Below are 24787 nucleotides of genomic sequence, written 5' to 3'. Positions count from 1 at the left end.
ATGGTGTGGCGCAAAACGTCGTGACATTACGGTAATTTTAAGTCACTGGTAATTAAAAATAATCCTGGGGGATAAATGAGCGCGGGAAGCCCAAAATTCACCATCAGCCGTGTTGCGGCATTGTCACTGGTTTCAATCTGGTTGGCAGGTTGTTCAACATCGAATAATGCCCCTGCGCCTGTAAGTTCGGTCGGCGGTGATAGCGGTTCTGGTAATTCATCCGGTGGCATGCTGATCACCCCTCCGCCTAAGATGGGCACCTCTACGGCGCAACAAACTCCGCAAATCCAGCCTGTTCAGCGCCCGGTTACCCAGCCAGTGCAGATTCAGCCAGTGGAACAACCTGTCCAGACGGAAAATGGCCGCATTGTGTATAACCGCAAGTATGGGAACATTCCGAAAGGCAGCTATACTGGCGGCAGCACTTACACCGTGAAACGCGGCGATACCCTCTTCTATATTGCCTGGATCACCGGGAACGATTTCCGTGATTTAGCAGAGCGAAACAACGTTCCGGCCCCGTATAGCCTGAATGTCGGCCAGACGCTGCAGGTGGGCAATGCGACCGGCGCGCCGTTAACGCCAGGCAATACCGTTTCTGCGGCTGACGTCACGGCGCAAAATAACAGTGTGACGCCTGCGCAAAAATCAAGCACAGTGGTTGCGTCGCAACCGACAATTACGTATTCTGAAGATTCAGGTGAACAGAGTGCTAACAAGATGTTGCCGAACAATAAGGGGACTGCGACTGTTGTTACAGCACCCGTTACGGCTCCTGTGGTTAGCTCTACCGCACCCGTTGCCAGTAGTCAGACGTCCAGCTCGCCAATTTCTTCGTGGCGCTGGCCGACTGAAGGCAAGGTTATCGAGAACTTTTCTTCCTCCGAGGGGGGAAATAAAGGGGTCGATATCGCAGGGAGTAAGGGACAGGCTATTATCGCGACCGCTGATGGACGCGTGGTATACGCCGGTAACGCTCTGCGCGGTTACGGTAATCTTATTATCATCAAACACAACGATGATTACCTGAGTGCCTACGCCCATAACGATACGATGCTGGTCCGGGAACAACAAGAAGTTAAGGCGGGGCAGAAAATAGCTACCATGGGTAGCACCGGAACCAGTTCTACACGCTTGCATTTTGAAATTCGTTACAAGGGGAAATCCGTAAACCCGCTGCAGTATTTACCGCAGCGATAATTTGGCGGGACATATCTTTTGGTATGTTGCGCCCAGGGATCACGGGTAGGAGCCACCTTTATGAGTCAGAATACGCTGAAAGTTCATGATTTAAATGAAGACGCGGAATTTGATGAGAACGGAGTAGAGGCTTTTGACGAAAAAGCCTTAGTAGAAGAGGAACCCAGTGATAACGATTTAGCTGAAGAAGAGCTGTTATCGCAGGGTGCCACACAACGTGTGCTGGACGCGACTCAGCTTTACCTTGGGGAGATTGGTTACTCCCCACTGTTAACAGCCGAAGAAGAAGTTTACTTCGCGCGCCGGGCATTACGTGGTGATGTGGCTTCACGTCGTCGCATGATTGAAAGTAACCTGCGTCTGGTGGTTAAGATTGCCCGTCGTTACAGCAATCGTGGTCTGGCTCTGCTGGATCTGATTGAAGAGGGCAACCTGGGCCTGATCCGCGCAGTAGAGAAATTTGACCCTGAACGTGGGTTCCGTTTCTCAACCTATGCGACGTGGTGGATCCGACAGACCATCGAACGGGCAATCATGAACCAGACCCGTACGATTCGACTGCCTATTCACATCGTGAAAGAGTTGAACGTCTATCTGCGTACCGCACGCGAGTTGTCCCATAAGCTGGACCACGAGCCAAGCGCGGAAGAGATTGCCGAACAGCTTGATAAACCTGTTGATGATGTTAGCCGTATGCTGCGTCTCAACGAGCGTATTACCTCCGTCGACACCCCGCTGGGTGGCGATTCCGAGAAAGCGCTGCTGGACATCCTAGCCGATGAAAAAGACAACGGCCCGGAAGACACCACGCAGGACGATGATATGAAACAGAGCATCGTCAAATGGCTGTTCGAACTGAACGCCAAACAGCGTGAAGTGCTGGCACGTCGTTTCGGTCTGCTGGGGTATGAAGCTGCGACACTGGAAGATGTCGGTCGTGAAATCGGCCTGACCCGTGAACGTGTTCGTCAGATTCAGGTAGAAGGTCTGCGTCGCCTGCGTGAAATCCTGCAGGGCCAAGGGCTGAATATCGAAGCGCTGTTCCGCGAGTAAGCACCTTTTCGTCAAAAAAGGCCAGTCGAAAGACTGGTCTTTTTCTTTTGCTTAAGGCGCTGCGGTTTCGTGTAGCAGACGCCAGGTGAGGTTATCTCCCTCCTGGTTCAGGATAGCGCTGGACCAGCGCACGTTCACCGGCTGATCCGGGCGGGTTTGTGTTTCACGGTAGTGAAGCACTGCACCGTTATCCCAGGTCTGCAACGTCGTTATTTCATCAATCACGATCTTCAGTCCAGGGCGGCTGCCGCGCTGAGCCTCGAGGAAACGTGTGAGCGCGGGGTGATCCAGGTGTGCGCCGGTTGGGGCAATCATCAAAAAATCCTGATGAAAACGGGCGAGCAGGGGGGCAAAATCGCCTTCACCCTGGCCTAACCACTTTTCTAATGCGATGTGAGCATCAATAATTTCTGTTTCATAGCGGGTCATTCTCTCTCCTTTACCATCATTTTGCGAACCAACTCCGTAAACTGGCGACGCTCCTCAGCCGTTAAACGCCCCAGAAAAGCCTCATCGACATGATTCCCTACCGGTTTACAGTTGCCGAGCAACGCTTCGCCTTCCGGCGTTAAGAATACAAACCGGCGGCGCTTATCTGCAGCATCGGCTTCGCGCTTCACCAGCCCACGTAATTCCATACGGCTCAGCATCTCCGCGAGGGTAGCTTTGGTGCTTACCGCCGCTTCGGTGAGCGCCACCTGCTCAATGCCGGGATGTTCCGCGATAGAACGCAGCACCGCGTATTGCGGCTTAGTCAGCTCGGGTAAGGCCTGCTGCCAGCGCGCAGTATGTTGCTGAAAAAGCTGACGTAACAGGTGGAACGCTTCTTGTTTTAGTTCCATGAACTCTCCGGCATAAAAATGATCTCTTTATGATAGCCCCGATCAGCGGTGAATTTAACGCGGTCCGTTTTATCATTTCGTGTGATCGTATGCGAACGATCTTGTCAGCGCCCAGATCCGGGCGTACGGTAAGCAAAAAGTTCGTATGCGAACAAATGAAATGAGGTGTTGGATGAGATTGATTGTTGGGATGACAGGGGCGACCGGTGCGCCGCTTGGCGTGGCATTGCTGCAGGCGCTGCGCGACATGCCGGAAGTAGAAACCCATCTGGTGATGTCGAAATGGGCGAAAACAACGATTGAACTGGAAACGCCCTATACCGCTCAGGATGTTGCCGGATTGGCGGATGTGATTCACAGCCCGGCGGATCAGGGGGCAACCATCTCATCCGGCTCCTTTCGCACCGACGGCATGATCGTCATTCCCTGCAGCATGAAAACTCTGGCGGGCATCCGCGCAGGCTATGCCGAAGGGCTGGTGGGGCGTGCCGCTGACGTGGTGTTAAAAGAGGGACGCAAGCTGGTTCTGGTCCCGCGGGAAATGCCGCTCAGCACTATCCATCTTGAAAATATGCTGGCGCTTTCCCGCATGGGCGTGGCAATGGTGCCGCCGATGCCCGCTTATTACAACCACCCGCAAACCGCCGATGACATTACTCAACACATTGTGACCCGGGTGCTCGATCAGTTTGGTCTGGTGCATAACAAAGCCCGTCGCTGGGAGGGGTTACAGGCGGCCAGACATTTTTCCCAGGAGAATAAACATGGCATTTGATGATTTGAGAAGCTTCCTGCAGGCGCTCGATGAGCAAGGGCAACTGTTGAAAATTACGGAACAGGTCGATGCGGAGCCGGATCTGGCCGCGGCAGCCAATGCTACCGGGCGCATTGGCGATGGCGCACCTGCGCTCTGGTTTGACAACATCCGCGGCTTTACCGACGCCCGCGTGACGATGAACACCATCGGATCCTGGCAGAATCACGCCATCTCCATGGGGCTTCCGCCGAATACACCGGTCAAAAAGCAGATCGACGAGTTTATTCGCCGCTGGGATAACTTCCCGGTTGCGCCGGAGCGTCGCGCAAACCCGGCCTGGGCAGAGAACACGGTGGATGGCGACGCGATCAATCTGTTCGATATTTTGCCGCTGTTCCGCCTGAACGACGGTGACGGCGGATTCTATCTGGATAAAGCCTGTGTGGTCTCCCGCGATCCCCTCGATCCGGATCACTTCGGCAAGCAGAACGTCGGCATCTACCGCATGGAGGTGAAGGGCAAACGCAAGCTGGGTCTGCAGCCGGTGCCGATGCATGACATCGCCCTGCATTTGCATAAAGCGGAAGAGCGCGGGCAGGATCTGCCGATTGCGATCACCCTGGGCAATGACCCGATCATCACCCTGATGGGGGCGACGCCGCTGAAGTACGATCAATCAGAATATGAGATGGCGGGAGCGTTACGCGAAAGCCCGTATCCGATCGCCACCGCGCCGCTCACCGGTTTTGACGTCCCCTGGGGTTCGGAAGTGATTCTCGAAGGGGTGATTGAAGGCCGCAAACGTGAAATCGAAGGGCCTTTCGGGGAGTTCACCGGACACTACTCCGGTGGCCGTAACATGACCGTGGTGCGCATCGATAAAGTTTCTTACCGCACAAGACCGATTTTTGAGTCGCTCTATCTTGGGATGCCGTGGACCGAAATCGACTATCTGATGGGCCCGGCAACCTGCGTGCCGCTCTACCAGCAGCTGAAAGCCGAGTTCCCGGAAGTGCAGGCGGTGAACGCTATGTACACCCACGGCCTGCTGGCAATTATCTCCACCAAAAAACGCTACGGCGGCTTTGCCCGTGCCGTTGGCCTTCGGGCAATGACCACGCCGCACGGTCTGGGCTACGTGAAGATGGTGATCATGGTGGATGAGGATGTCGATCCGTTCAACCTGCCGCAGGTGATGTGGGCGCTGTCATCGAAAGTGAACCCAGCAGGGGATCTGGTGCAGCTGCCGAACATGTCGGTGCTGGAGTTGGATCCGGGGTCAAGCCCTGCGGGGATCACCGACAAATTGATTATCGACGCCACCACACCGGTTGCACCCGATATGCGTGGACACTACAGCCAGCCGGTACAGGATCTGCCTGAAACCAAAGCCTGGGCCGAAAAACTGACCGCGATGCTGGCCGCACGTAAATAAGGAGGGGAAAATGATTTGTCCACGTTGTGCCGATGAACATATTGAGGTGATGGCGACGTCGCCAGTTAAAGATGTCTGGACGGTGTATCAGTGCCAGCACTGTCTGTATACCTGGCGTGATACCGAGCCGCTGCGCCGCACCAGCCGTGAGCACTATCCCGAAGCGTTTCGCATGACGCAGAAGGATATCAACGATGCCCCACAGGTGCCGACCATTCCGCCGTTGCTGGCGGAAGATAAGCGCGGATAAAAAAGCCGGGTGGCGGCTACGCCTTACCCGGCCTGGGATCCAGCGTCTTTTGTAGGCCCGGTAAGCGATAGCGAGCCCGCACGAAATTCCCGTAGGCCCGGTAAGCGTAGCGCCACCGGGCAAGAGAGACCGCAGAGCGCTACACCAGATTCTTCAACCGATAAATCCACTCCAGCGCCTGACGTGGCGTCAGGGAATCCGGGTCGAGGTTCTCCAGGGCTTCCAGCGCCGGGGAGGTCTCTTCGGCAGGGACCAGCAGCGACATCTGGGTGCCATCTACCTGGGTGGCCGCCGCGTTTGGCGCCAGGCTTTCCAGCTCGCGCAGCTTCTGGCGCGCGCGCTTGATTACCTCTTTCGGCACCCCTGCCAGCGCCGCCACCGCCAGTCCGTAACTTTTGCTCGCCGCGCCATCCTGTACGCTGTGCATAAAGGCGATGGTATCGCCGTGCTCCAGCGCATCCAGATGCACGTTCGCCACGCCCTCCATCTTCTCCGGCAGTTGCGTCAGCTCAAAGTAGTGGGTAGCAAACAGGGTCAGGGCTTTGATCTTATTGGCCAGGCTTTCGGCACAGGCCCACGCCAGCGAGAGCCCGTCATAGGTTGAGGTGCCACGGCCAATCTCATCCATCAGCACCAGGCTGTACTCCGTGGCGTTGTGCAGAATATTCGCCGTTTCGGTCATCTCGACCATAAAGGTGGAGCGACCGCTTGCCAGATCGTCCGCCGCGCCGACGCGGGTAAAGATACGGTCGATAGGGCCGATCTCCACCTTTTGTGCCGGAACGTAGCTGCCGATGTAGGCCAGCAGCGCAATCAGTGCCGTCTGGCGCATATAGGTACTTTTACCGCCCATGTTTGGCCCGGTAATAATCAGCATCCGGCGCTGCGGCGACAGGTTCAGCGGGTTGGCGATAAACGGTTCGTTCAGTACCTGTTCCACCACGGGGTGGCGCCCTTCGGTAATGCGCACGCCTGGCTTATCGGTGAAGGTTGGGCAGCAGTAGTTCAGCGTCTCGGCACGTTCTGCCAGGTTAACCAGTACATCCAGCTCGGCCAGCGCCGCGGCGCTCTGCTGCAGATCCGCAAGGTGCGGCATCAGGATGTCGAACAGGGCATCATACAGCTGTTTTTCCAGCGCCAGGGCTTTGCCTTTGGAGGTGAGCACTTTGTCTTCGTACTCTTTCAGCTCCGGAATAATGTAACGCTCGGCGTTTTTCAGCGTCTGGCGGCGCACGTAGTGAATAGGGGCCAGATGGCTCTGTCCACGGCTGATCTGAATAAAGTAGCCGTGTACCGCGTTGTAACCGACCTTCAGGGTGTCCAGTCCAAGGCGCTCACGCTCGCGGATCTCCAGCTTATCCAGATAATCCGTCGCGCCATCGGCCAGGGATCGCCACTCGTCCAGCTCTTCGTTGTAGCCTGGAGCAATCACGCCGCCGTCACGCACCAGCACCGGCGGGGCTTCAATGATGGCTTTTTCCAGCAGTTCGCGCAGTTCGCTAAATTCGCCCATCGCCTCGCGCAGCTTTTGCACCGGGGCGCAGTCAACCTCCGCCAGCTGGCTGCGCAGTTCAGGCAGTTGCTGGAAGGCATGGCGCATGCGGGCTAAATCGCGCGGGCGTGCGGTGCGCAGCGCCAGCCGTGCCAGAATACGTTCCAGATCGCCCACCTGACGCAATACCGGCTGAATGTCGCTGTACCGATCCTGCAGGGCACCAATGGTCTGCTGGCGCGCAGTGAGCGTGGCAATATCGCGCACCGGCATATGCAGCCAGCGTTTCAGCATACGGCTGCCCATCGGGGTGACGGTACTGTCGAGCACCGAGGCGAGGGTGTTCTCCACACCACCGGCTAAATTCTGGGTGATCTCCAGATTGCGGCGGGTGGCGGCATCCATAATGATGCTGTCCTGCTGGCGTTCAATCGTAATGGAGCGGATATGCGGCAGGGCGGTGCGCTGGGTATCTTTTACGTACTGCAGCAGACAGCCCGCGGCGCACAGGCCGCGTGGCGCGTTTTCTACGCCAAAGCCGGTCAGATCGCGGGTACCAAATTGCAGATTGAGCTGCTGGCGCGCGGTATCGATTTCAAATTCCCATAGCGGACGGCGACGCAGACCGCGACGCCCCTCAAGCAGCCCCATCTCGGCGAAATCTTCGGCATACAGCAACTCCGCAGGATTCGTGCGTTGCAGTTCGGCCGCCATGGTTTCGCGGTCGGCCGGTTCACTCAGGCGAAAACGCCCGGAGCTGATATCGAGCGTGGCGTAACCGAAACCTTTGCTCTCCTGCCAGATGGCGGCGAGCAGGTTATCCTGGCGCTCCTGTAACAGCGCTTCATCGCTGATGGTGCCCGGCGTGACGATGCGTACCACTTTGCGCTCAACCGGACCTTTCGAAGTGGCCGGGTCGCCAATCTGTTCGCAGATAGCGACCGATTCACCCTGGTTAACCAGCTTCGCCAGGTAGTTCTCTACCGCATGATGCGGAATACCGGCCATCGGGATGGGTTCACCTGCCGAGGCGCCACGTTTGGTCAGGGAGATGTCGAGCAGCTGCGAGGCGCGTTTCGCATCGTCATAAAACAGCTCGTAAAAGTCGCCCATCCGGTAAAAGAGCAGGATCTCCGGATGCTGAGCTTTCAGCTTCAGGTACTGCTGCATCATGGGGGTGTGGGCGTCGAAATTGTCAGTAGCGGTCATGGAGTGATGATGTCCATTTCTTTGAAAACAGTGCTGTTCAGGCGACGTTAGGGTCGTGTATTGCCGCTATTGTCGCATGAAAAAATGGCCCGGCGCAGCAAAATGTCACCGCCTTAGTCCGGCTCTTCGCCGACCAGCTCAATCACCAGTTTTCCCTGTTCCACCAGCACCCGCACCCGGGAATGGGTTTTAAAACCGGCCTCTTCCAGCCAGTCGCCTTTTAAACTCAGCGCGGCGTGTACGCTGTAGCGTGTTGGGATCTTGGTCTTGCGATCCTCATGGCGCTTTCTGAAATACCCCACGGTGAGCTGACGGCTGGGTCTGGAAATGCTGATATCTGACATAGAAACTCCTTTTTCTCGGGCAAGGATCAGGTGATATAAACACCTGTATAAAATGCCAGTAAAATGAACCTGAGACAAACGCAGAACTGCGAAGCGTCTTCAGAAAACGAAATGTAAAATATGAAATCGGGCTGAATATCCAGCCTGAAAAGGGTATTATAAATACAACTTATTATTAGGTATTAGACTATGGCAGGAAAACGGATCGCGCGCGAAAAAGAGACCATCCGCAAGATGATCGCGCTCTATGAAAAGCAGTGCCCGCAGGCATCTAAAGAGGCGGGACACTACGCAGCGCTGAATGCGTATGCCGACAAGCGGCTGGATAAATGCGTGTTTGGTGAAGAGAAACCGGCCTGCAAGCAGTGCCCGGTCCACTGCTACCAGCCCGCTAAGCGTGAAGAGATGAAGCAGGTCATGCGTTGGGCGGGGCCGCGCATGCTCTGGCGTCACCCGATTCTGACGATTCGCCATTTGATTGACGATCGCCGCCCGGTGCCAGAGCTGCCGGAAAAGTACCGCCCGAAAAAGTAACCTCTCAGGTGCGCGGCCTGCGTATCGGGCGGCAGATTGCCATTTTAACTGCGAGATGAGATAGCTCATAGTTGACCATTATTAAATCAACCGAATGCATTTTTCTTGCTATGTATCAGGCTTGAAGAAAGTTAATGTATATTATTTACAGTACTTTCTGAAAATTGAAATTAATATTTTCTAAATGAATAGGTGAGGTAAATTTAGCGATAAATTTCTATAGCTTTATCTTTCAGTTGCCCACAAAATTCAATCCAGGATTTTGGACCGATACTTACACGGCTAACGCCAGATTTACTGTAAGCCTGAAGGTCCGGTTTACTGCTTAAATCCATTATATTTACTGGTAAATCGACTGCCGAACAAACTTGTTTTATTAAATAATGGTCTGTGGTACCAGGAATAAAGAATCCATTTGCGCCAGCCTCACGATATGCACGTCCTCTGTGGATGACGGCTTCTAGTAAATTGGTATGTTTGTTCTGGTCACCTTCTTGCAAGAAAATATCTGTTCTGGCATTAATGAAAACATTAACCCCCATTTTATCTGCTGTTTTTCTCAGGGCTGTTATTCTTTCAGATTGCTCTTCTATCCCGAATATACCACCCTGAGCGATATTTTGGTCCTCAAAGTTAACGCCTGCGACTCCGATATCAATCAACGCAAAGAAGTTTTCACAAACCGCTTTTAATTCCTGAGCGTATCCGCTTTCGAAGTCGACAGTGACTGGAAGGTTTACCGCTTTAACAATATTTTTTACAACTAGAAGTAACTCATCAAAAGGTATGGATTGCCCGTCAGTGTATCCCTGTGCCTCCGCAACAGACCAGCTGCTGGTCGCAATCGCCTCTGCGCCATTAGTGGCAAGAATTTTGGCCGTACCGGCGTCCCAGATATTGTAGAGAAAAAGAGGGCGATCCTTTTTGTGCAATAGATGAAATGATTCGATGTGCTTATTCATAGTGCCTCTCACTTATTGGATATTCTGCGTTCATGTTCGATTAACCATTTCTTACGCCACAGTCCACCACCATATCCTGTTAATGTTCCGTCTGCGCCAATTACTCTATGGCATGGGATTAAAATGGAGATGTGATTTGCTCCATTAGCTCGGGCAACTGCCCGACAAGCCGTGGTATTGCCTATCTCTTTAGCAATATCTGAATAACTTCTTAATTCGCCCATAGGAATTTTTCTCAGCGCATCCCAGACTCCTCTTGTAAATCTTGTGCCAAATTCTGCTAAGGGTGTATTAAAATGGAAAATTCTACCCTCGAAGTATAAGTTAAGCTCTTTCTCAACGAGATCGATGGGGGCTTCGCGGCCCATAACAATTTCGGCGTTGGTGATTTTTTTAAGTTTTTCCATTTCGCCTGGCAGCGCTTTTCTGTCGAGAAATTCCAGTAAATAAAGAGAGTATTTATCCGCAATGGCGATCATTGTTCCGATAGGGGTCTCTATCCAGTCTGCTTTAAGGTAAAATCTATTATGAGCATTTTTGGGAGAAACACCGATATGCCGCGATATTGCATTACGGAATCCGCTTCCTGAATCATAATTGGCTGTTAATTGTGCATCGATCACTTTTGATCCGTCAGTCAAAGACTCCACACTTCTCCCAATCTTTCTCTGCCGGGCAATTTCTAAAAAAGTAATGCCAAACTGACGTCTGAATGCCCGCCTGACTGTCGACGGATCGAATCCCATTTCTGCAATGGCACCTTCGGACCACTTTTTATCAGTGTCGCTTTCCAGCTCATCCAGTAGCTTGTCAATCATAGGCTCACGAGTCAGGCCGATAGCCATCGGTCTACAGCGTTTGCAAGGTCTGAACCCGGCTTCCAGCGCTGAACCTATAGATGAATAACAGGTTGAATTTTCTTTTTTGGGTTTTCTGGCAGGACAGGTCAGCTTGCAGAAGATACCTGTGCTTTTGACCCCCACATATGCAAAGCCTTCATAGGAAGGATCCCGTTCAATCAATGCCTTATAAAGAACGTCATCTGAAGGAATATCGAATAGCATCATGATGCCTCGTTTGGGTGGTGTTCCAATAATGTTAATGGAATGCTGGGGAGGGGAGCGACTAAAAACGGGCATCTATTTGTTCAAAGAGTAAAACAGAGTTTTTGTTTAAATATGAGTTTTTTAATAGTTTATTCACATAAAATTTAAATTTTAAACGGATATAAATACCAAAAAAATCGTATTTGGTTTTTTTAAAAGCATGCAATTCTGTGATAATAATCACCAGCCATATTTTTATCTTATTGAATTAAAATGTTTTTTCGGATTGTGCTTTGTTGTAATCATAGTGTGAATACAATCGAGACTGCATCAAGAATCTGGTTTTCATTAAACCGAGAAGCACTCCCAGTTTTCCTTCGATTCATTCGGGCATCTGGCGAATGGATGTCTTATGTAGAAGATGAGCAGGTGATGCCCCGGTCAGGGCCGCGCATGCTGTGGCGTCAGCCGATTAGCCTCGCGGCCTACGCATCGGGCGGCAGATAACGACCATAGCAATTGCACTGCACAGCGGAAACACCGCCAACACCAGCCACGGAACGATCGCCCCGGCGGAAGGCGTCAGCGCCCGGTCGAGCAGATCGCCGAGCAATAAATTCCCCGCCAGCACCGCGCAGCCCCCAGCGGTAGCCAGCGCGCCATAGTGCGCGCCTAAAGTCGATTCACTCGCAAACCACGGCACCACATCTTTGCCCGCCGGCACCAGCAGCATCTGCCCGGTGGTCAGCAGGGTGACAAAACAGGCCGCAGGCAGCAGACGCAGCAACCCCGTGCCCGGCGTTGAAGAGGCAAAGAGCGCGACGCTCAGAAACGCGGCGGCGATAAGCAAAAAGCCCACCGGCAGGATCCGCACCGCCCCCACCCGACGGGCAAAACGCGCCAGCGGCAGCTGAAAAAGGATCACCAGCCCCGAGGCCAGCATAAACAGTGGGCCAAGATCTTTCTCGCTGCCGCCAGCACGCTGGATCTCCACCGGGAGCGCCAGATAGAGCTGGTTATAGCTTAACAGCCAGCTGCTCCAGGCGATGATGAACGCCACGAACCGCGGCTGGCGAAAGGTGGTCCACCAGGGGGTGATATGCAGCGGCTGATTTTTTGCTGAGCCTGAAGGTAAACAGAAGAACAGCACGATAAGCGCCACCACGAAGACCGCGGCCCCGGCCAGCGCCACCTGACGAAAGCCCAGGCCGGTGAGCAGGGCGCCCGCGACCGGGCCAAGCACTGCCCCCAGCTCGCCGCACACCGCAAAGAGGGCGAACCACTCGGCGCGGCTGCGTTTGCCCTGCGCCTCGCTGCGGGTTCCGGCTTTGGCCAGTAACGCTTCGATGGAAGGGGAAAACAGCGCCCCGCCGATCCCGGTGAGGCATGCCCCGGCAATAATGACCGGCAGGCTGTAGCCAAAGGCCAGCAGCAGATAGCCCACCACCCGCACAACGCAGCCGCAAAGAATAATGATGCGCGCGCCGTAGCGGTCGGAGAGGGCGCCGCCAACGATAAACATCCCCTGCTGGGAGAAGGTCCGCAGCCCGAGCACCAGCCCGATAACGCCGCCGGAGAGCAGCATATCGTCGCGTAAAAAAATCGCCAGGAAGGGGACAACGGCGTAAAAACCGATGTTGAAAACAAACTGGCTGCCCAGTAAGACGGGCGGCCAGAGTTGCGTCGCGGGACGAATGGATAGCACCTGTTACCTCGCCTCAGACGAGGAAGTGAATATGTTTTTTGCCATGATCGGGGGAGAGCTCAATGCGGGTTTTCACCCGGAATATCTCCCACAGCAGCTCTTCGGTCAGGATTGCCTGCGGCGTACCGCTGGCGACAACGCACCCTTTTTGCATCACGATTAGCGCATCACAGAACATGGAGGCGTGGTTAAGATCGTGAATGGCGACAATGCTGGTGACCGGCAGCTGGCTGATCAACTGCATCAATTGCATCTGATGGTGAATATCCAGATGGTTAGTGGGTTCATCCAGCAGGATCTCGGTTGGCATTTGCGCCAGCGCCCGGGCGATATGCACCCGCTGGCGCTCGCCGCCGGAGAGACTCAGCCAGCCCTGCTCGCTGTGATGCATCATATCCACCGTCTTCAGCGCCTGGTTTACCGTTTCGTCATCCTGCGCCGTCCAGCCGGAGAAAGGGGAGTGGTGCGGAATACGCCCCAGCTTTACCACGTCCCGCACGCGCATGTTGGCATCGGTCATGCCGTGCTGTTCCACAAAGGCTACCCGCCGGGCGAGCTGCTTTTTCGGGATACCACTGATGCTTTTGCCATCCAGCGCGACGGTGCCGCTATGGGGGCGACGTAAACCGGCCAGGATCCGCAGCAGCGAGGATTTGCCGGAGCCGTTTGGCCCCAGCAGGCCGACGGTCTGCCCCTGAGATACTGCCAGCGAGACATTGTCGACGATGACCTTTTTACCCACCTTCCAGGTGATATTTTCAGCAGTGATGCTCATCACTTATTCCTTGAACGGTAGATAATCACAGCAAAGAACGGGACGCCCACCAGCGCAGTCACCACGCCGACCGGCAGGCTTTGCGGGGCGATCAGCAGGCGCGAGGCGATATCCGCCAGCACCATCAGGATGGCACCCGCCAGCGCGCTGGCGATAAGCAGCGTGCGGTGCAGCGGACCAAAGAAGAAGCGCATCATGTGTGGTACCACCAGGCCGACAAAGCCGATGGAGCCCGCCATACTGACGATGGTGGCGGTCATCAGTGCGGTAACGATAAACAGGATCAGGCGCACCCAAGGGACAGCGATCCCCAGCGATGCGGCGGCATCGTCGCCAAAGGTGAAGGCGTCGAGCGCCCGGGCGTACCAGAGACAGACAGCCAGACCGACCAGCACCGCGACCAGCACCATCTGGAACTCGGGCCATCTCACGCCGCTAAAGCTGCCCAGCAGCCAGAACATCACGTCGCGTGCCTGCTGGGCGCTCGCCGAGGTGCTGACGGTCCAGGCGGTGATGGCGTTAAACAGCTGCGAGGCGGCCACCCCGGCAAGGATGGTGCGTTCGCTGCCGCCGCGGGCACCGTTCGTCAGCAGGGCCACAAACGCGAAGGCGGTAAACGCGCCGGCGAAGGCCCCGGCGGAAAGTGTCACGGTACCGCTGCCAATGCCCAGCACGACCACGGAGACCGCACCGGTTGACGCCCCGGCAGATACCCCCAGGACGTAAGGTTCGGCGAGGGCGTTTTTCAGCAGGCTTTGCAGCACCGCGCCGCAGATAGCCAGACCCGCACCGCAGCAGGCCGCCACCAGCGCCCGGCTCAGACGAAAGTCCCAGATCACGCTCTCATAGATGCGATTGAGCGGCACCTCGGTTAAGCCCATTTTATTGGTAATGGCGTAGAACACGCTCTGCAGGGGGATCGACAACTCCCCCACGCTGACGCCAAAAGCGATAACCAGCAGCAGCGCGACCACCGCCAGGAAACCCGAAGCTGGCAACAGCCAGTTCAGGCGGGTCTGTTGTACCACTGCGGTCATTAATTCAGTTCCATTTTTCTGAGCTGTTCACCAATCTGCTCCGCGCCGTAGAGGGTGCGGATGGTCGGGTTCATCGCCTGGCCGTCCATCACCACGATGTGGCCTTTTTTCACCGCATCGAGCTGGCTGACGGCGGGATCGCTTTTCAGGAATTTGATTTTTTCCTCGGCGTTATCCAGCGCCCAGCGGTTACGGTCGAGGCTGGAGACCACGATCACGTCCGGGTTGGCAGCGATAATGCTCTCCCAGCCGACGGTCGGCCATTCCGTTTCAGAGGTGATGGCGTTGTGGCCGCCCAGCACGTTAGCGATAAAGCCGGAGGCGCTGTTTTTACCGCCGACGTAGGCGTCAGAAGAGGGGGAGGAGCTGGAGAACCAGAAGACAAATGAGAGGTCTTTTTTGTTTTTGCTGAATTCTGCCCGCAGGTCGGCTTCACGCTTTTTAAAATCGGCAATCAACGCCTGGCCGCGATCTTCGACGTTAAAGATTTTGGCGAAGTCTTCGATCTCTTTATACAGGAAGGTCATATCCCACAGCTTCTGGCGGCTGCCGTACATATCGCCCACATCTTTTTTGGTGGCGCACATGCCCGGCGACATGTAGCTGTTCACGCCGACGGTAGCCAGATCTTCGCGTTTGGCGACTTTACTCTCTGGCCCCAGCAGCAGCGGCAGCTGGGCCGGAACGAAGTCCGGATTTTGCGCAAGGATAGACTCTAGCGTCGGGATCTCGACGGTCAGCAATTTAACTTTTTCATTCTTTTCAGCGAGTTCAGGCAGCACTTTGGTCGGCCAGAAGGCGCTGGCGGCGACCTTATCCTGCAGGCCCAGCAGTAAGAGAATTTCTACGGTGTTCTGGCCCAGTGCGACCACGCGCTCCGGTGCTTTGGTGAAGGTCTCTTTATAGCCGCAGTTCTCGATCGTCAGAGGGTAGGTGGTTGCAAAAGCAGAACCGGCTGTCGCGATCAGCAAGCCTAATGCACTGATGATCTTTTTCATGAAACGCTATCCTTCATTAATTTATTGATGACAGCCCGGGAGCATGGCTGAGAATGAATATCATTTATTGTGGCGGGGTTTTATACAATGATATATTCATGGTGTCAATGAACGATAGTAACGCCATGAAACTATTGGTTTTGATCGGGAGAGTAGGCCGGGCAAGCAGCGCGCCGCCCGGCGAAGGGGGATTAATCTAAATCTGCACCGTTGCTGGCAATCACTTTCTTGTACCACCAGAACGATTTTTTGCGTTTGCGTTCAAGGGTACCGTTGCCCGCATCATCACGATCAACATAGATAAAGCCGTAGCGCTTGCTCATCTCGCCCGTAGAGGCGGCCACCAGATCGATACAGCCCCAGCTGGTGTAGCCGATCAGCGGAATGCCATCTTCTATGGCGTCGCCCATCGCGCGAATATGCTCCCGCAGGTAGCTGATGCGGTAGTCGTCGTTAATCTCACCGTTGGCGTCGATCTCATCCTTCGCGCCTAAGCCGTTCTCCACCAGGAACAGCGGCTTCTGGTAGCGGTCGTACATCATGTTCATGGTGATGCGCAGGCCCAGCGGGTCGATGCCCCAGCCCCACTCGCTGACTTCAATGTGCGGGTTGCGCAGGGATTTCACGATATTGGCCGCGCTGGTGTTGTTGGCATTCATATCCGCCGAGGCGCAGCGCGAAGCGTAATAGCTGAATGAGACAAAATCGACGGTGTTTGTCAGCAGTGCGTCATCGCCCGGATCTTTGACAATCACCACCCCCTTTTCGCGGAATACGCGAGCAGAGTAGGCCGGGTAGCGGCCGCGGGCCTGCACGTCGATAAAGAACAGGTTCTCACGATCTTTTTCTAATGCCGTCCACACATCTTCCGGTTTGCAGGAGTAGGGGTAGAAGTTACCGCCCGCCAGCATGCAGCCCACCTGGTTTTGCGGGTTCACCTCGTGAGCAATTTTGGTTGCCAGCGCGCTGGCAACCAGCTCATGGTGGGCGGCCTGATACTTCACCTGATCCTCATTTTCACCTTCCTCAAACACCAGCCCGGCACCGGAGAAGGGGCTGTGCAGCATGATGTTGATCTCGTTGAAGGTGAGCCAGTATTTCACCAGCCCGTTAAATTCTTCGAAGCAGGTGCGGGCGTAGCGGGCAAAGAAATCGACCATCTTGCGGTTGCGCCAGGAGCCGTACTCGGTCACCAGGTGCATCGGCACGTCAAAGTGGCAGAGGGTCACCAGCGGCTCGATGTTGTACTTTTTGCACTCCTCAAACACCGCCCGGTAAAAGGCAATCCCTTCTTTATTAGGCAGCGGTTCGTCGCCGTTCGGGTAGAGACGGCTCCAGGCAATGGAGGTACGGAATACCGTGAAGCCCATCTCGGCCATTAAGGCGATATCTTCTTTATAGCGATGGTAAAAATCGATCGCGTCGTGGCTGGGATAGAACTCGTCGTCACGCAGCGAAAAGCGTTTTTCCTTGCCGACTTTCACCGCCAGGCGATTTGCGCCGTGGGGGATCATATCGACGGTGGTCAGGCCCTTGCCGCCCTCGCGGTATGCGCCTTCGCTCTGGTTAGCGGCCAGTGCGCCGCCCCATAAAAATCCTTGTGGAAAAACTGACATTCTTACCTCGCTATAAATTTATGCTTGTGCTGCTTTGGCCTGAACCGGTGCGGATTGCAGCGCGCGCGCTTTTTCCGCTTCGTCTTCTACCGGGATATCTTCAAAGCCCAGAATCAGGGTCAGCACGAAAGAGAGCACCACGGCCAGGGCCATTACCCCAAATACCCAGACGATGGACATCGGGTTGGCCGGGTCGAAGAACTGGACGCTGGTAAACAGGCCCGGCGCCGCCATCGAGTGGCTGGCCAGCCCTGCAATTCCGGCCACGGCGCCGCAGATAAAGCCGCTGATCAGGCTCGCAATTAAAGGACGTTTCAGGCGCACCGCCACGCCGTAGAGCGCCGGTTCAGAAATGCCAGCCATGATGGCAGAAGCTGCGGCGGCCAATGCCGTCTGGCGCAGTTCCGGGTTTTTGGTTTTCCATGCCACCGCCAGCGATGAACCGCCGAGGGAGAGGTTGGCGCCGATTTCAGACGGCATTACCATCCCCTCTTTGCCGGTTTCGGCAATGGTCTGAATGATGGTAGGCGTAAAGACGCGGTGCATCCCGGTCATCACCAGCAGCGGCCACAGCGCGCCCATGATGGCGACGGAGAGCCAGCACAGATAGCCGTGAATGGTGTAAACCAGCGCGGAGATGCCGCTACCGATCCAGATCCCCAGCGGCCCAATCAGGACGATGGCGAGCGGGGCGGCAATCAGCACGATCAGCATTGGCTTGAGGAAGTTTTTCGTCACCGCCGGGGTGATTTTGTCCACCCAGCGTTCGATATAGGACAGGCACCAGGTCATCACCAGCGCCGGGATCACCGTATAGGTATATTTCACCGCGGTCACCGGCACAAACGCGAACTCAACGTGCTCGCCCTGCGCCGCTTTCGCCATCAGCTCAATAAAGCTCGGGTGGACCAGCACGCCCGCAATGGCGATCGCCAGCGACATGTTGGTTTTGAATTTCACCGCCGCAGAGGCGGCTACCATCAGCGGCAGGAAGAAGAACGCGCCGTCGCCGATTACGGTCAGGATCGTCAGCGTCGGATCGCCTTTGGTCAGCACGCCGGTCATCTCGAGGATCATCGCCAGCAGCTTGACCATTGAACCGCCGATGATCGCCGGGATCAGCGGTGACATGGTGCCGATCAGGGCATCAAGAATGCCCGCGCCAATGCGTTTCAGGGTCAGCTTTTGCGGCCCCTGGGGCGCGGCAGGCTGCATGTCGGCGGGCAGCAGGTTGACCACCTCGCGGTACGCCTGGGAAACGGTATTGCCGATGATCACCTGGCACTGGTTGTCGTTGCGCACGACGCCCAGCACGCCGCTGATGCTTTTCAGCGTCGCGCTGTCGATCAGGCTCTCGTCTTTTGCCACGAAGCGCAGGCGGGTCATGCAGTGGGTGACCGCGACGATATTCTCTTTGCCGCCGAGCGCGCTGACAACGGCATTCGCCAGCGCAGCATAATTTTTGGCCATCGGGTTGTATCCTGTTTTATCAGTAAGGTACGTCTTCATCGGGGTGAGCGATGAAACTTATATAGGAAACCGGTTCCACAAAATCATGAAGAGTTTCCTGGGATCTAACAAGATCACGTTTTAGCCATTTTTTAAATTCGTGATGGCGATCACCTGGCGTGTTAAAAAGCGTGTGACAGACGCTGCGACAATTTTCACGCGGTGCAGTACACTGCCGCTCACGGGATTAAGACGGAACAGATGCATGACCACGATGCTGGAAGTGGCGAAGCGGGCAGGGGTCTCGAAAGCGACGGTTTCCCGGGTGCTTTCGGGCAATGGCTACGTGAGCCAGGAGACAAAAGACAAGGTTTTTCAGGCGATTGAAGAGAGCGGGTATCGGCCTAATTTACTGGCGCGTAACCTGGCGACCAAAAGCACGCAAACCCTTGGGCTGGTGGTGACCAACACCCTCTACCACGGGGTCTATTTCAGCGAGCTGCTGTTCCATGCCGCCAGAATGACCGAAGAGAAGGGACGTCAGCTGATCCTCGCCGACGGTAAGCACAGCGCCGATGAGGAGCGCGAGGCGATTCAGTACCTGCTGGATATGCGCTGCGATGCGATCATCATCTACCCGCGTTTTCTCAGCGTTGATGAGATGGACGAGATCATCCAGAAACACGCCCAGCCGGTGATCGTGCTCAACCGACGCCTGCGTAAAAACAGCAGCCACTGCGTCTGGTCAGATCATAAAGCCTCCAGCCAGGCGGCGGTATCGACCCTTATCGAGCAGGGCCACCGCGATATCGCGTTTATCACCGGATCGCTCGATTCCCCCACCGGGATCGAACGCCTTTCGGGCTACAAAGAGGCCCTTGCTGCGCACCGCATTCCGCTGCGCGAGTCGCTGATTGTCGAGGGTAAATGGCACCCGGCCAGCGGGGCGGCAGGGGTGACGACGCTGCTGGCGCGCGGCGAGCATTTTACCGCGCTGGTGGCGAGTAACGACGATATGGCGATCGGCGCCATTAAGCAGCTTCACGACAGCGGGGTCGCCGTGCCGGAGGCGGTGTCGGTGGTGGGTTTCGATGACATTGCGATGGCGCCCTACGTGGTGCCGTCCCTCTCCAGCGTGCGTGTCCCGGTGACAGAGATGGTAAAAGAGACCATCAGCCGTCTGATCTTTATGCTCGATGGTGGGGACTTCACCTTCCGGCAGACCTTTGCCGGAGAGTTGATGCTGCGTGATTCCGTCATCCCCGGCCCGCACCGCTGATCACAATATGGCCGCCGGGGGCAGCCAGGCACGGGTAAAATCGAGCCAGCCGCCCGCGGTCAGCACCATATCCTGCACGTTTTCCAGGGCGTTGATCCGGTAGCGGTAGTGGAACAGCGGCGTGCAGCGGCCCTCCGCCAGCAGGCGCTGGAAAAAGGGCGTCAGGTGCGCGTTAAAACGCGCTTCGCTGTCGCTGTACTGCATCAGCTGCTGTTTCTCTTGCTGCCAGCGATCTTCCCCCAGCGCCGTAGCCCAGGCCGGTTCATAGATAAACCACTCCGCCAGCGTAAACCCGGTCATCCCGGTCGCCAGGTGATCTCCCAGCAGCAGATCGGCACCCGCCAGCGTATCGGGGGCATACCAGCCATCGCGATCTTTCCAGTCGGTGTGTAGCTCGCAGCCGCGCTGTTGCAGCTGAATCCGCCACATCCCGGCCAGTTCACGCAGTTCCGGCGTGTTGTAGCACACCAGCGTCAGGCGCGTTGGCAGCGTGATGTCGGGCCGGGCGGGCAGGTCGGGCAGGTCGGGAACCTGTAATCCGGGAAGAATTTCGGTGTGCGTCTGCAGATCTTCACGCCGGGCAAAGCACTCTTCATTCAGAATGCGCAAGCTCTGGCGCAGATACGCAGCAAGCGCGGCGGGCAGCGTCGCATTCACCATCAGCCAGGCGAAACCGCCGCTGGTGGAGGTGACCGCTTCCTGCCTGGCGTTACCTTTTCCCACCGTTATCCATGCCGCTTTATCGGTCGCCATGCCGGTCCGCCAGAACTCAATAGCATGCAGCAACGGATGGGCACCAAAGTACCACGGCTGGCGTTCAAGGCGCAGAAAATGGGAGTGGTGGCGGGCAATAGTGAAAGGCCCGGCGCCCACGTCCGGCTGACGGGGATGCGGCAGCCGACAGACCGGATGGGCGAGACGATGCGCCAGCAGAGCGTCCGGCGCATGCAGATAAACCGCCAGACACCACGGGGCGACAAGGGTCACCGCGTCGATATGCAGTAACCCGCTGTTGCGGGCCGGATCGCTTAGTAGCTGCTGCACCGCGCTCAAAATATCGTCATCGCTTACCGGCTGGCCGTTATGCCAGTGCGCGCCGCTGCGCAGGTAAAAATGCCAGCGCAGGCCGTCGTCAGAGCAGGCCCAGTGGTGCGCCAGGTCGGCCACCGGCTGCGCCTTGCCCGGTTCATAACGGGTTAAACCGGCGTGTACCGCGCAGATAATATGTTGTTCGGCGCGCCGTCGATGCAGCGCCGGATGCAGGGAGGTGAGCGGACGATACCAGGGAATGCGCAGCGTCGGCTGGTGCTTGAGCCATTTACCGCCGAGAAAGGGGGTGATGATGTGGTGCAGGCTGGCCGGATCGCCGTCCGCCAGCTGTAGCGCGCTCTGATAATCCCCTTTCTCCAGACAGGCATGCATCAGCGGGGCGCTGAGTTCGCTGGTGGACACCAGGCAGTGCAGCGTAGCGCGATGCCCGCGCCCCGGCTGAGCGCGCCAGCTTAACCAGCCGCTTTCAGCAAGCTGGCGGAGCAGCGTGCGCGCGTGGCGCTCGCTGCAGAGCGCCACCTCGGCGACCTCGGTGATGGTGGTGAGCTGCGGCGTTGAGCCGTAATGGGCTGAGAGCCGTTGATACTGGCGGATTTTCTGGAGCTGGCGCATGGTGACATCCCTGACGAAGGCATTGCGAAGAGTGTAGGGCTTTTTGCGCGATTATAACTGTTTTGCCGGGTGCGGTTTGATTTGCCGGGCAATCAGCGCTTACTGACCGGCATCATCAGTTCGCGTAGCCGCTCAATACGCGCTTCCGGGCTGAGATAGAGCCAGCGAAATAAAATACGTTCATGCTTCCTGACCTGTTTGAACCAGGCGGCAAGCCAGTTTATTTCTTGGGTGAAGTTTGCCATTTGTCGTCTCCGGTGAAGGAATACCGCAACAGAGTAGGCCGGAAAACAGGATTAAAACAGGACGCGGTTTTACAGCTGTTCCGCATTAAAAAAGCCCCGGGCACCGGGGCTGCGAAAGGCAAAATCTGACAAGCATATAACGAGTAGAGCAAGAGTTTGAGGGTTAAACAGGTAATGCTTTCAGCAGGGCGAAGGCCTCCTTCATCCGATCTTCGCTGACCACAAAGGCGCGCAGATTGCCCTCGTTGTCGGCCCCTTTCGCCACCATCCCCTGGGCTTCGATGGCGATCTGCCAGTTCAAATCCTGGCGCTGGGTTTCGCCTGCCAGGTGCAGCGGCAGTTCCGGCGTTTTGACCTTCACCAGCATCGCAGGCAGTTTCAGTGGCGTACTGGCCCCGAGCAGATTCTTCGCCAGATACATGGCGCTTAACTGGATCGGCTGCAGGAACGGCAGTACCTGACCATTAATTTCGGCGCAGTCACCCAGAGCATAAATATCGGGCCGGGTGGTTTGCAGATAGCTGTCGACCTTCACGCCGCGAGCTGTTTCTGCACCGGCCCGCTGTGCCAGCCCGATCTCCGGGCGCAGGCCGGTGGCGGCAATCACCACATCGACCTCAATGCAGCGATCCCGATCCAGCAGGGCGCAGATCCCGGTATCGGTTTGGGTCAGGCTTTGCAGCTGGGATTTCAGCTGCAGATGCACCCCCATATCGGTCAGCCGGTGTTGTAAGCGACTACTCACTTCGGCGGGCATCAGCGCTGACAGAATGCTGGCGGAATGGTCAACCAGGGTGACCGCTTTACCGGCCCGGCAAAAATCCATCGCCAGTTCGCTGCCGATAAGACCCGCGCCAACAATCATCACCCGTCGGGCGTCACGCAACGTGCTTTCGCAGGCGCGGTACTCCGTCTGGCTGTTGAGGGTCAGCATCAGCTCGCGGCCCGCAACCGGCGGGACGAAAGCCGAGGCTCCGGTTGCCAGCACCAGTTTGTCATAGGACCACTGCTTGTCTTTTCCTTTGACCACGTGGGCGGCGGCGTCGATGTCGGTGACCCAGGTGTAAGGAAACAGGCGCAGGTTAAACTGTTCGGCAAACTCTCCCGCCGTCTGGCGGGTGAGGTCGTCGGCCTGCTGACTCTGACTGATAACGTGGCTCAGGTCTGGCTTGTTGTACTCATCCATACTGTCCGCTGCAATAAGCGTCAGCGGGACGTTCGCATCCTGTTTACGGATATTTTTCACCAGCTGGCGGGCGGCGAAGCCCGAGCCGATGATGACGATACCGTGGCTCATTTTGCCTCCGATGCCAGTTCTTCAAATACATCTTTACCAAGGGAACATTCCGGGCAGAGGAAGTTGTCCGGCACGTCGCTCCACGGGGTTCCTGGCGCGACGTCCTGCAGCGGCTCGCCAAGGGTTGGATCGTAGATCCACTGGCAGACGCTGCACTGCATGCAGGGGCCGAGGTCGGCGGTGGACTCTTCGACGCTGGCGCTTTCTTCCGCCTGAGCGGCAGGTTTCACGCTGGCTTCCGGCAGCGGAGCGAGCGCCCACTGACGGGCAATATCGCGGCCATGCTGACGGCAGACTTCCAGCGCATCGAGATCCGGGCGCCATTTCGCCTTCAGGCTCATCGACATTTCAAAGCCCGCATCCTGCAAACGGGTGGAGAGACGGTCTACCGCGCCGCCGCTCCAGCCGTGAGAGCCGAAGGCGCTGGCACGTTTGTTACGGAAGCGCAGGCCGGTCATCTCTTCCACCAGGCCGGCAATTTTCGGCATCATCACGTTGTTCATGGTGGAGGTGCCCACCAGCACGCCTTTTGAGCGGAAGACGTTCGTGAGAATTTCGTTTTTATCGCTGCGGGCGACGTTAAAGATCTTCACCGCCACGTTCGGGTCAACTTCATTAATGCCCTGGGCGATGGCGTCGGCCATCATGCGGGTGTTGTTGGACATGGTGTCGTAGAAAATGGTGATGCGGTCTTCCTGATAATCCGCCGCCCATTTCAGGTACAGCTCGACGATCTGCGTAGGGTTATCACGCCATACCACCCCGTGAGAGGTGGCAATCATATCCACCGGCAGGTTAAAGCCGAGGATCTCGGTGATTTTTGGCGTCACCAGACGGCTGAACGGCGTCAGGATGTTAGCGTAGTAGCGCTGGCACTGCTCAAACAGTTCGGCCTGATCCACTTCGTCATTGAACAGACGTTCGTCGCAGTAGTGCTGGCCGAAGGCGTCATTACTGAACAGCACCGCGTCGCCGGTCATATAGGTCATCATGCTGTCCGGCCAGTGCAGCATCGGGGTTTCCACGAAGATCAGCTGTTTGCCGTTGCCGATATCCAGCGAGTCACCGGTTTTCACCACGTTGAAGTTCCACTCCGGATGGTGGTGATGGCCGGTGATAGAGTCGATGGCGTTGGCGGTGCAGTAGATAGGGGTGTCCGGGATGCAGGACATCAGCTCGGTCAGCGCCCCGGCGTGGTCCTCTTCCGCATGGTTAATGATGATGTAGTCGATATCGGCCAGATCAATTTCACTGCGCAGGTTCTGCACGAATTCGCGGCTGAATTTATGATCGACGGTATCGATCAGGACGTTTTTCTCTTCCCGGATGAGATAGCTGTTATAGCTGCTACCGCGCAGCGTTTTGTACTCCGTTCCGTGAAAATCTCGTACTTCCCAGTCACGTTGACCAACCCAATGAATATTGTTTTTAACCAGAATAGACATAGCAACCTCAACTTAATACAGCGCAATTAAATGAAAGATGTCATGTCTATTGCAGGGTGCGTGCCAAATTTTTAATTGTTTGATTTATAATGGTTTTAAAAATAATGGCACTTTCATGGTAGTCAATTTGACTGTGTCTGGTATAGTCAATATGA

General features: G+C 56.2%; 24 protein-coding genes. 7 read left to right on the top strand and 17 right to left on the bottom strand.

Features of this window, described 5'->3' with window-relative positions; translation table 11 throughout:
* Positions 1-26 precede the first annotated feature (26 nt).
* On the bottom strand, positions 27-230 hold the full coding sequence (locus tag C3406_RS26430; protein ID WP_231604148.1) for a hypothetical protein: 204 nt from the start codon (positions 228-230) through the stop codon (positions 27-29).
* Here C3406_RS26430 and nlpD point away from each other — a divergent pair.
* Together nlpD and rpoS are read left to right on the top strand one after the other, a co-directional pair.
* Positions 136-1200 carry a murein hydrolase activator NlpD gene (gene nlpD, locus C3406_RS05700; RefSeq protein ID WP_231604353.1) on the top strand — a complete coding sequence of 355 codons (1065 nt, stop codon included), beginning with the start codon at positions 136-138 and terminating at the stop codon, positions 1198-1200. The two genes, C3406_RS26430 and nlpD, sit on opposite strands and share 95 nt — an antisense overlap.
* A gap of 60 nt (positions 1201-1260) precedes the next feature.
* The gene (gene rpoS, locus C3406_RS05695; RefSeq protein WP_103180911.1) at positions 1261-2253 is read left to right on the top strand and encodes an RNA polymerase sigma factor RpoS; all 993 of its coding nucleotides are present in this window, start codon (positions 1261-1263) and stop codon (positions 2251-2253) included.
* Positions 2254-2304: 51 nt separating this feature from the next.
* Here rpoS and C3406_RS05690 read toward each other — a convergent pair whose 3' ends face one another.
* Together C3406_RS05690 and C3406_RS05685 are read right to left on the bottom strand one after the other, a co-directional pair.
* Positions 2305-2682: a DUF4440 domain-containing protein gene (locus C3406_RS05690; RefSeq protein WP_103822691.1), complete on the bottom strand. Its 378-nt coding sequence runs from the start codon at positions 2680-2682 to the stop codon at positions 2305-2307.
* Positions 2679-3095: a MarR family winged helix-turn-helix transcriptional regulator gene (locus tag C3406_RS05685; RefSeq protein ID WP_103180909.1), complete on the bottom strand. Its 417-nt coding sequence runs from the start codon at positions 3093-3095 to the stop codon at positions 2679-2681. The genes C3406_RS05690 and C3406_RS05685 overlap by 4 nt, the downstream gene beginning before the upstream one ends.
* Before the next feature lie 172 nt (positions 3096-3267).
* Between C3406_RS05685 and C3406_RS05680 the strand changes: the two genes are divergently transcribed.
* From C3406_RS05680 to C3406_RS05670, 3 genes are read left to right on the top strand one after another with little or no spacing between them, the layout of a single operon-like run.
* Positions 3268-3870, top strand: coding sequence for a non-oxidative hydroxyarylic acid decarboxylases subunit B (locus C3406_RS05680; RefSeq protein ID WP_103822690.1), 603 nt, complete (start codon positions 3268-3270; stop codon positions 3868-3870).
* Positions 3860-5287 (top strand): non-oxidative hydroxyarylic acid decarboxylases subunit C, encoded by a 1428-nt coding sequence (locus C3406_RS05675; protein WP_103822689.1) that lies wholly within the window; start codon positions 3860-3862, stop codon positions 5285-5287. Before C3406_RS05680 ends, C3406_RS05675 begins: the two co-directional genes overlap by 11 nt.
* 10 nt (positions 5288-5297) lie before the next feature.
* Positions 5298-5537: a non-oxidative hydroxyarylic acid decarboxylases subunit D gene (locus C3406_RS05670; protein WP_103822688.1), complete on the top strand. Its 240-nt coding sequence runs from the start codon at positions 5298-5300 to the stop codon at positions 5535-5537.
* Between the two features lie 139 nt (positions 5538-5676).
* Here the strand turns inward: C3406_RS05670 and mutS are convergent, their stop codons facing one another.
* Together mutS and C3406_RS05660 are read right to left on the bottom strand one after the other, a co-directional pair.
* The gene (mutS, locus tag C3406_RS05665) at positions 5677-8238 is read right to left on the bottom strand and encodes a DNA mismatch repair protein MutS (protein ID WP_103822687.1); all 2562 of its coding nucleotides are present in this window, start codon (positions 8236-8238) and stop codon (positions 5677-5679) included.
* A 113-nt stretch (positions 8239-8351) separates the two neighbouring features.
* Positions 8352-8582: a SymE family type I addiction module toxin gene (locus C3406_RS05660; protein WP_103180903.1), complete on the bottom strand. Its 231-nt coding sequence runs from the start codon at positions 8580-8582 to the stop codon at positions 8352-8354.
* 189 nt (positions 8583-8771) lie between these two features.
* Between C3406_RS05660 and C3406_RS05655 the strand changes: the two genes are divergently transcribed.
* Entirely contained in the window at positions 8772-9116 is a 345-nt protein-coding gene (locus tag C3406_RS05655) for a nitrous oxide-stimulated promoter family protein (RefSeq protein WP_103822686.1), read from the top strand.
* A gap of 203 nt (positions 9117-9319) precedes the next feature.
* Here the strand turns inward: C3406_RS05655 and C3406_RS05650 are convergent, their stop codons facing one another.
* The 8 genes from C3406_RS05650 to ascF all read right to left on the bottom strand — a co-directional run bounded on the left by C3406_RS05650 (position 9320) and on the right by ascF (position 18725).
* Complete coding sequence (locus C3406_RS05650; protein ID WP_103829358.1) at positions 9320-10078, bottom strand: isocitrate lyase/PEP mutase family protein; 759 nt, start codon at positions 10076-10078, stop codon at positions 9320-9322.
* 8 nt (positions 10079-10086) lie between these two features.
* On the bottom strand, positions 10087-11145 hold the full coding sequence (locus C3406_RS05645) for a bifunctional transcriptional activator/DNA repair enzyme AdaA (RefSeq protein WP_233210539.1): 1059 nt from the start codon (positions 11143-11145) through the stop codon (positions 10087-10089).
* Between the two features lie 451 nt (positions 11146-11596).
* Complete coding sequence (locus tag C3406_RS05640; protein ID WP_103822683.1) at positions 11597-12829, bottom strand: MDR family MFS transporter; 1233 nt, start codon at positions 12827-12829, stop codon at positions 11597-11599.
* 13 nt (positions 12830-12842) lie between these two features.
* On the bottom strand, positions 12843-13604 hold the full coding sequence (gene eitC / locus C3406_RS05635; protein ID WP_103822682.1) for a siderophore ABC transporter ATP-binding protein EitC: 762 nt from the start codon (positions 13602-13604) through the stop codon (positions 12843-12845).
* Positions 13604-14641 carry a FecCD family ABC transporter permease gene (locus C3406_RS05630; RefSeq protein ID WP_103822681.1) on the bottom strand — a complete coding sequence of 346 codons (1038 nt, stop codon included), beginning with the start codon at positions 14639-14641 and terminating at the stop codon, positions 13604-13606. The genes eitC and C3406_RS05630 overlap by 1 nt, the downstream gene beginning before the upstream one ends.
* Entirely contained in the window at positions 14641-15639 is a 999-nt protein-coding gene (gene eitA, locus C3406_RS05625) for a siderophore ABC transporter substrate-binding protein EitA (RefSeq protein ID WP_103822680.1), read from the bottom strand. Before eitA ends, C3406_RS05630 begins: the two co-directional genes overlap by 1 nt.
* Positions 15640-15830: 191 nt before the next feature.
* Positions 15831-17255 carry a 6-phospho-beta-glucosidase gene (locus C3406_RS05620; RefSeq protein WP_103822679.1) on the bottom strand — a complete coding sequence of 475 codons (1425 nt, stop codon included), beginning with the start codon at positions 17253-17255 and terminating at the stop codon, positions 15831-15833.
* 18 nt (positions 17256-17273) lie between these two features.
* A complete protein-coding gene (ascF, locus tag C3406_RS05615) occupies positions 17274-18725 on the bottom strand; it encodes a PTS cellobiose/arbutin/salicin transporter subunit IIBC (RefSeq protein WP_103822678.1) in 1452 nt (483 codons plus the stop codon).
* Positions 18726-18969: 244 nt separating this feature from the next.
* Between ascF and C3406_RS05610 the strand changes: the two genes are divergently transcribed.
* On the top strand, positions 18970-19983 hold the full coding sequence (locus C3406_RS05610) for a LacI family DNA-binding transcriptional regulator (protein WP_103822677.1): 1014 nt from the start codon (positions 18970-18972) through the stop codon (positions 19981-19983).
* Here C3406_RS05610 and C3406_RS05605 read toward each other — a convergent pair whose 3' ends face one another.
* The 4 genes from C3406_RS05605 to norV form a co-directional block, all read right to left on the bottom strand.
* A complete protein-coding gene (locus C3406_RS05605; protein ID WP_103822676.1) occupies positions 19984-21645 on the bottom strand; it encodes an SgrR family transcriptional regulator in 1662 nt (553 codons plus the stop codon).
* A gap of 92 nt (positions 21646-21737) precedes the next feature.
* Positions 21738-21890: a hypothetical protein gene (locus C3406_RS26250; RefSeq protein ID WP_199182720.1), complete on the bottom strand. Its 153-nt coding sequence runs from the start codon at positions 21888-21890 to the stop codon at positions 21738-21740.
* 163 nt (positions 21891-22053) lie between these two features.
* The gene (gene norW / locus C3406_RS05600; protein ID WP_103822675.1) at positions 22054-23187 is read right to left on the bottom strand and encodes an NADH:flavorubredoxin reductase NorW; all 1134 of its coding nucleotides are present in this window, start codon (positions 23185-23187) and stop codon (positions 22054-22056) included.
* Positions 23184-24632, bottom strand: coding sequence for an anaerobic nitric oxide reductase flavorubredoxin (gene norV / locus C3406_RS05595; protein WP_103822674.1), 1449 nt, complete (start codon positions 24630-24632; stop codon positions 23184-23186). Before norV ends, norW begins: the two co-directional genes overlap by 4 nt.
* Positions 24633-24787 lie beyond the last annotated feature (155 nt).

Origin of the sequence: Leclercia sp. LSNIH8 (assembly GCF_002920195.1) — a bacterium.
Classification (GTDB): Bacteria; Pseudomonadota; Gammaproteobacteria; order Enterobacterales; family Enterobacteriaceae; genus Enterobacter.
This window is presented reverse-complemented; position numbering and strand designations above follow the sequence as displayed.

Bases quoted from the DNA above. Each gene is read 5' to 3' on its own strand.
- C3406_RS26430 (WP_231604148.1), bottom strand. From the start codon at position 230: ATGCCACCGGATGAATTACCAGAACCGCTATCACCGCCGACCGAACTT.
- eitA (WP_103822680.1), bottom strand. From the start codon at position 15,639: ATGAAAAAGATCATCAGTGCATTAGGCTTGCTGATCGCGACAGCCGGT.
- eitC (WP_103822682.1), bottom strand. From the start codon at position 13,604: ATGAGCATCACTGCTGAAAATATCACCTGGAAGGTGGGTAAAAAGGTC.
- C3406_RS05675 (WP_103822689.1), top strand. From the start codon at position 3,860: ATGGCATTTGATGATTTGAGAAGCTTCCTGCAGGCGCTCGATGAGCAA.
- C3406_RS05655 (WP_103822686.1), top strand. From the start codon at position 8,772: ATGGCAGGAAAACGGATCGCGCGCGAAAAAGAGACCATCCGCAAGATG.
- C3406_RS05630 (WP_103822681.1), bottom strand. From the start codon at position 14,641: ATGACCGCAGTGGTACAACAGACCCGCCTGAACTGGCTGTTGCCAGCT.
- C3406_RS05660 (WP_103180903.1), bottom strand. From the start codon at position 8,582: ATGTCAGATATCAGCATTTCCAGACCCAGCCGTCAGCTCACCGTGGGG.
- C3406_RS05680 (WP_103822690.1), top strand. From the start codon at position 3,268: ATGAGATTGATTGTTGGGATGACAGGGGCGACCGGTGCGCCGCTTGGC.
- C3406_RS05610 (WP_103822677.1), top strand. From the start codon at position 18,970: ATGACCACGATGCTGGAAGTGGCGAAGCGGGCAGGGGTCTCGAAAGCG.
- C3406_RS05620 (WP_103822679.1), bottom strand. From the start codon at position 17,255: ATGTCAGTTTTTCCACAAGGATTTTTATGGGGCGGCGCACTGGCCGCT.
- C3406_RS05690 (WP_103822691.1), bottom strand. From the start codon at position 2,682: ATGACCCGCTATGAAACAGAAATTATTGATGCTCACATCGCATTAGAA.
- norV (WP_103822674.1), bottom strand. From the start codon at position 24,632: ATGTCTATTCTGGTTAAAAACAATATTCATTGGGTTGGTCAACGTGAC.
- rpoS (WP_103180911.1), top strand. From the start codon at position 1,261: ATGAGTCAGAATACGCTGAAAGTTCATGATTTAAATGAAGACGCGGAA.
- ascF (WP_103822678.1), bottom strand. From the start codon at position 18,725: ATGGCCAAAAATTATGCTGCGCTGGCGAATGCCGTTGTCAGCGCGCTC.
- C3406_RS05650 (WP_103829358.1), bottom strand. From the start codon at position 10,078: ATGAATAAGCACATCGAATCATTTCATCTATTGCACAAAAAGGATCGC.
- C3406_RS05645 (WP_233210539.1), bottom strand. From the start codon at position 11,145: ATGATGCTATTCGATATTCCTTCAGATGACGTTCTTTATAAGGCATTG.
- norW (WP_103822675.1), bottom strand. From the start codon at position 23,187: ATGAGCCACGGTATCGTCATCATCGGCTCGGGCTTCGCCGCCCGCCAG.
- C3406_RS26250 (WP_199182720.1), bottom strand. From the start codon at position 21,890: ATGGCAAACTTCACCCAAGAAATAAACTGGCTTGCCGCCTGGTTCAAA.
- C3406_RS05605 (WP_103822676.1), bottom strand. From the start codon at position 21,645: ATGCGCCAGCTCCAGAAAATCCGCCAGTATCAACGGCTCTCAGCCCAT.
- C3406_RS05670 (WP_103822688.1), top strand. From the start codon at position 5,298: ATGATTTGTCCACGTTGTGCCGATGAACATATTGAGGTGATGGCGACG.
- mutS (WP_103822687.1), bottom strand. From the start codon at position 8,238: ATGACCGCTACTGACAATTTCGACGCCCACACCCCCATGATGCAGCAG.
- C3406_RS05685 (WP_103180909.1), bottom strand. From the start codon at position 3,095: ATGGAACTAAAACAAGAAGCGTTCCACCTGTTACGTCAGCTTTTTCAG.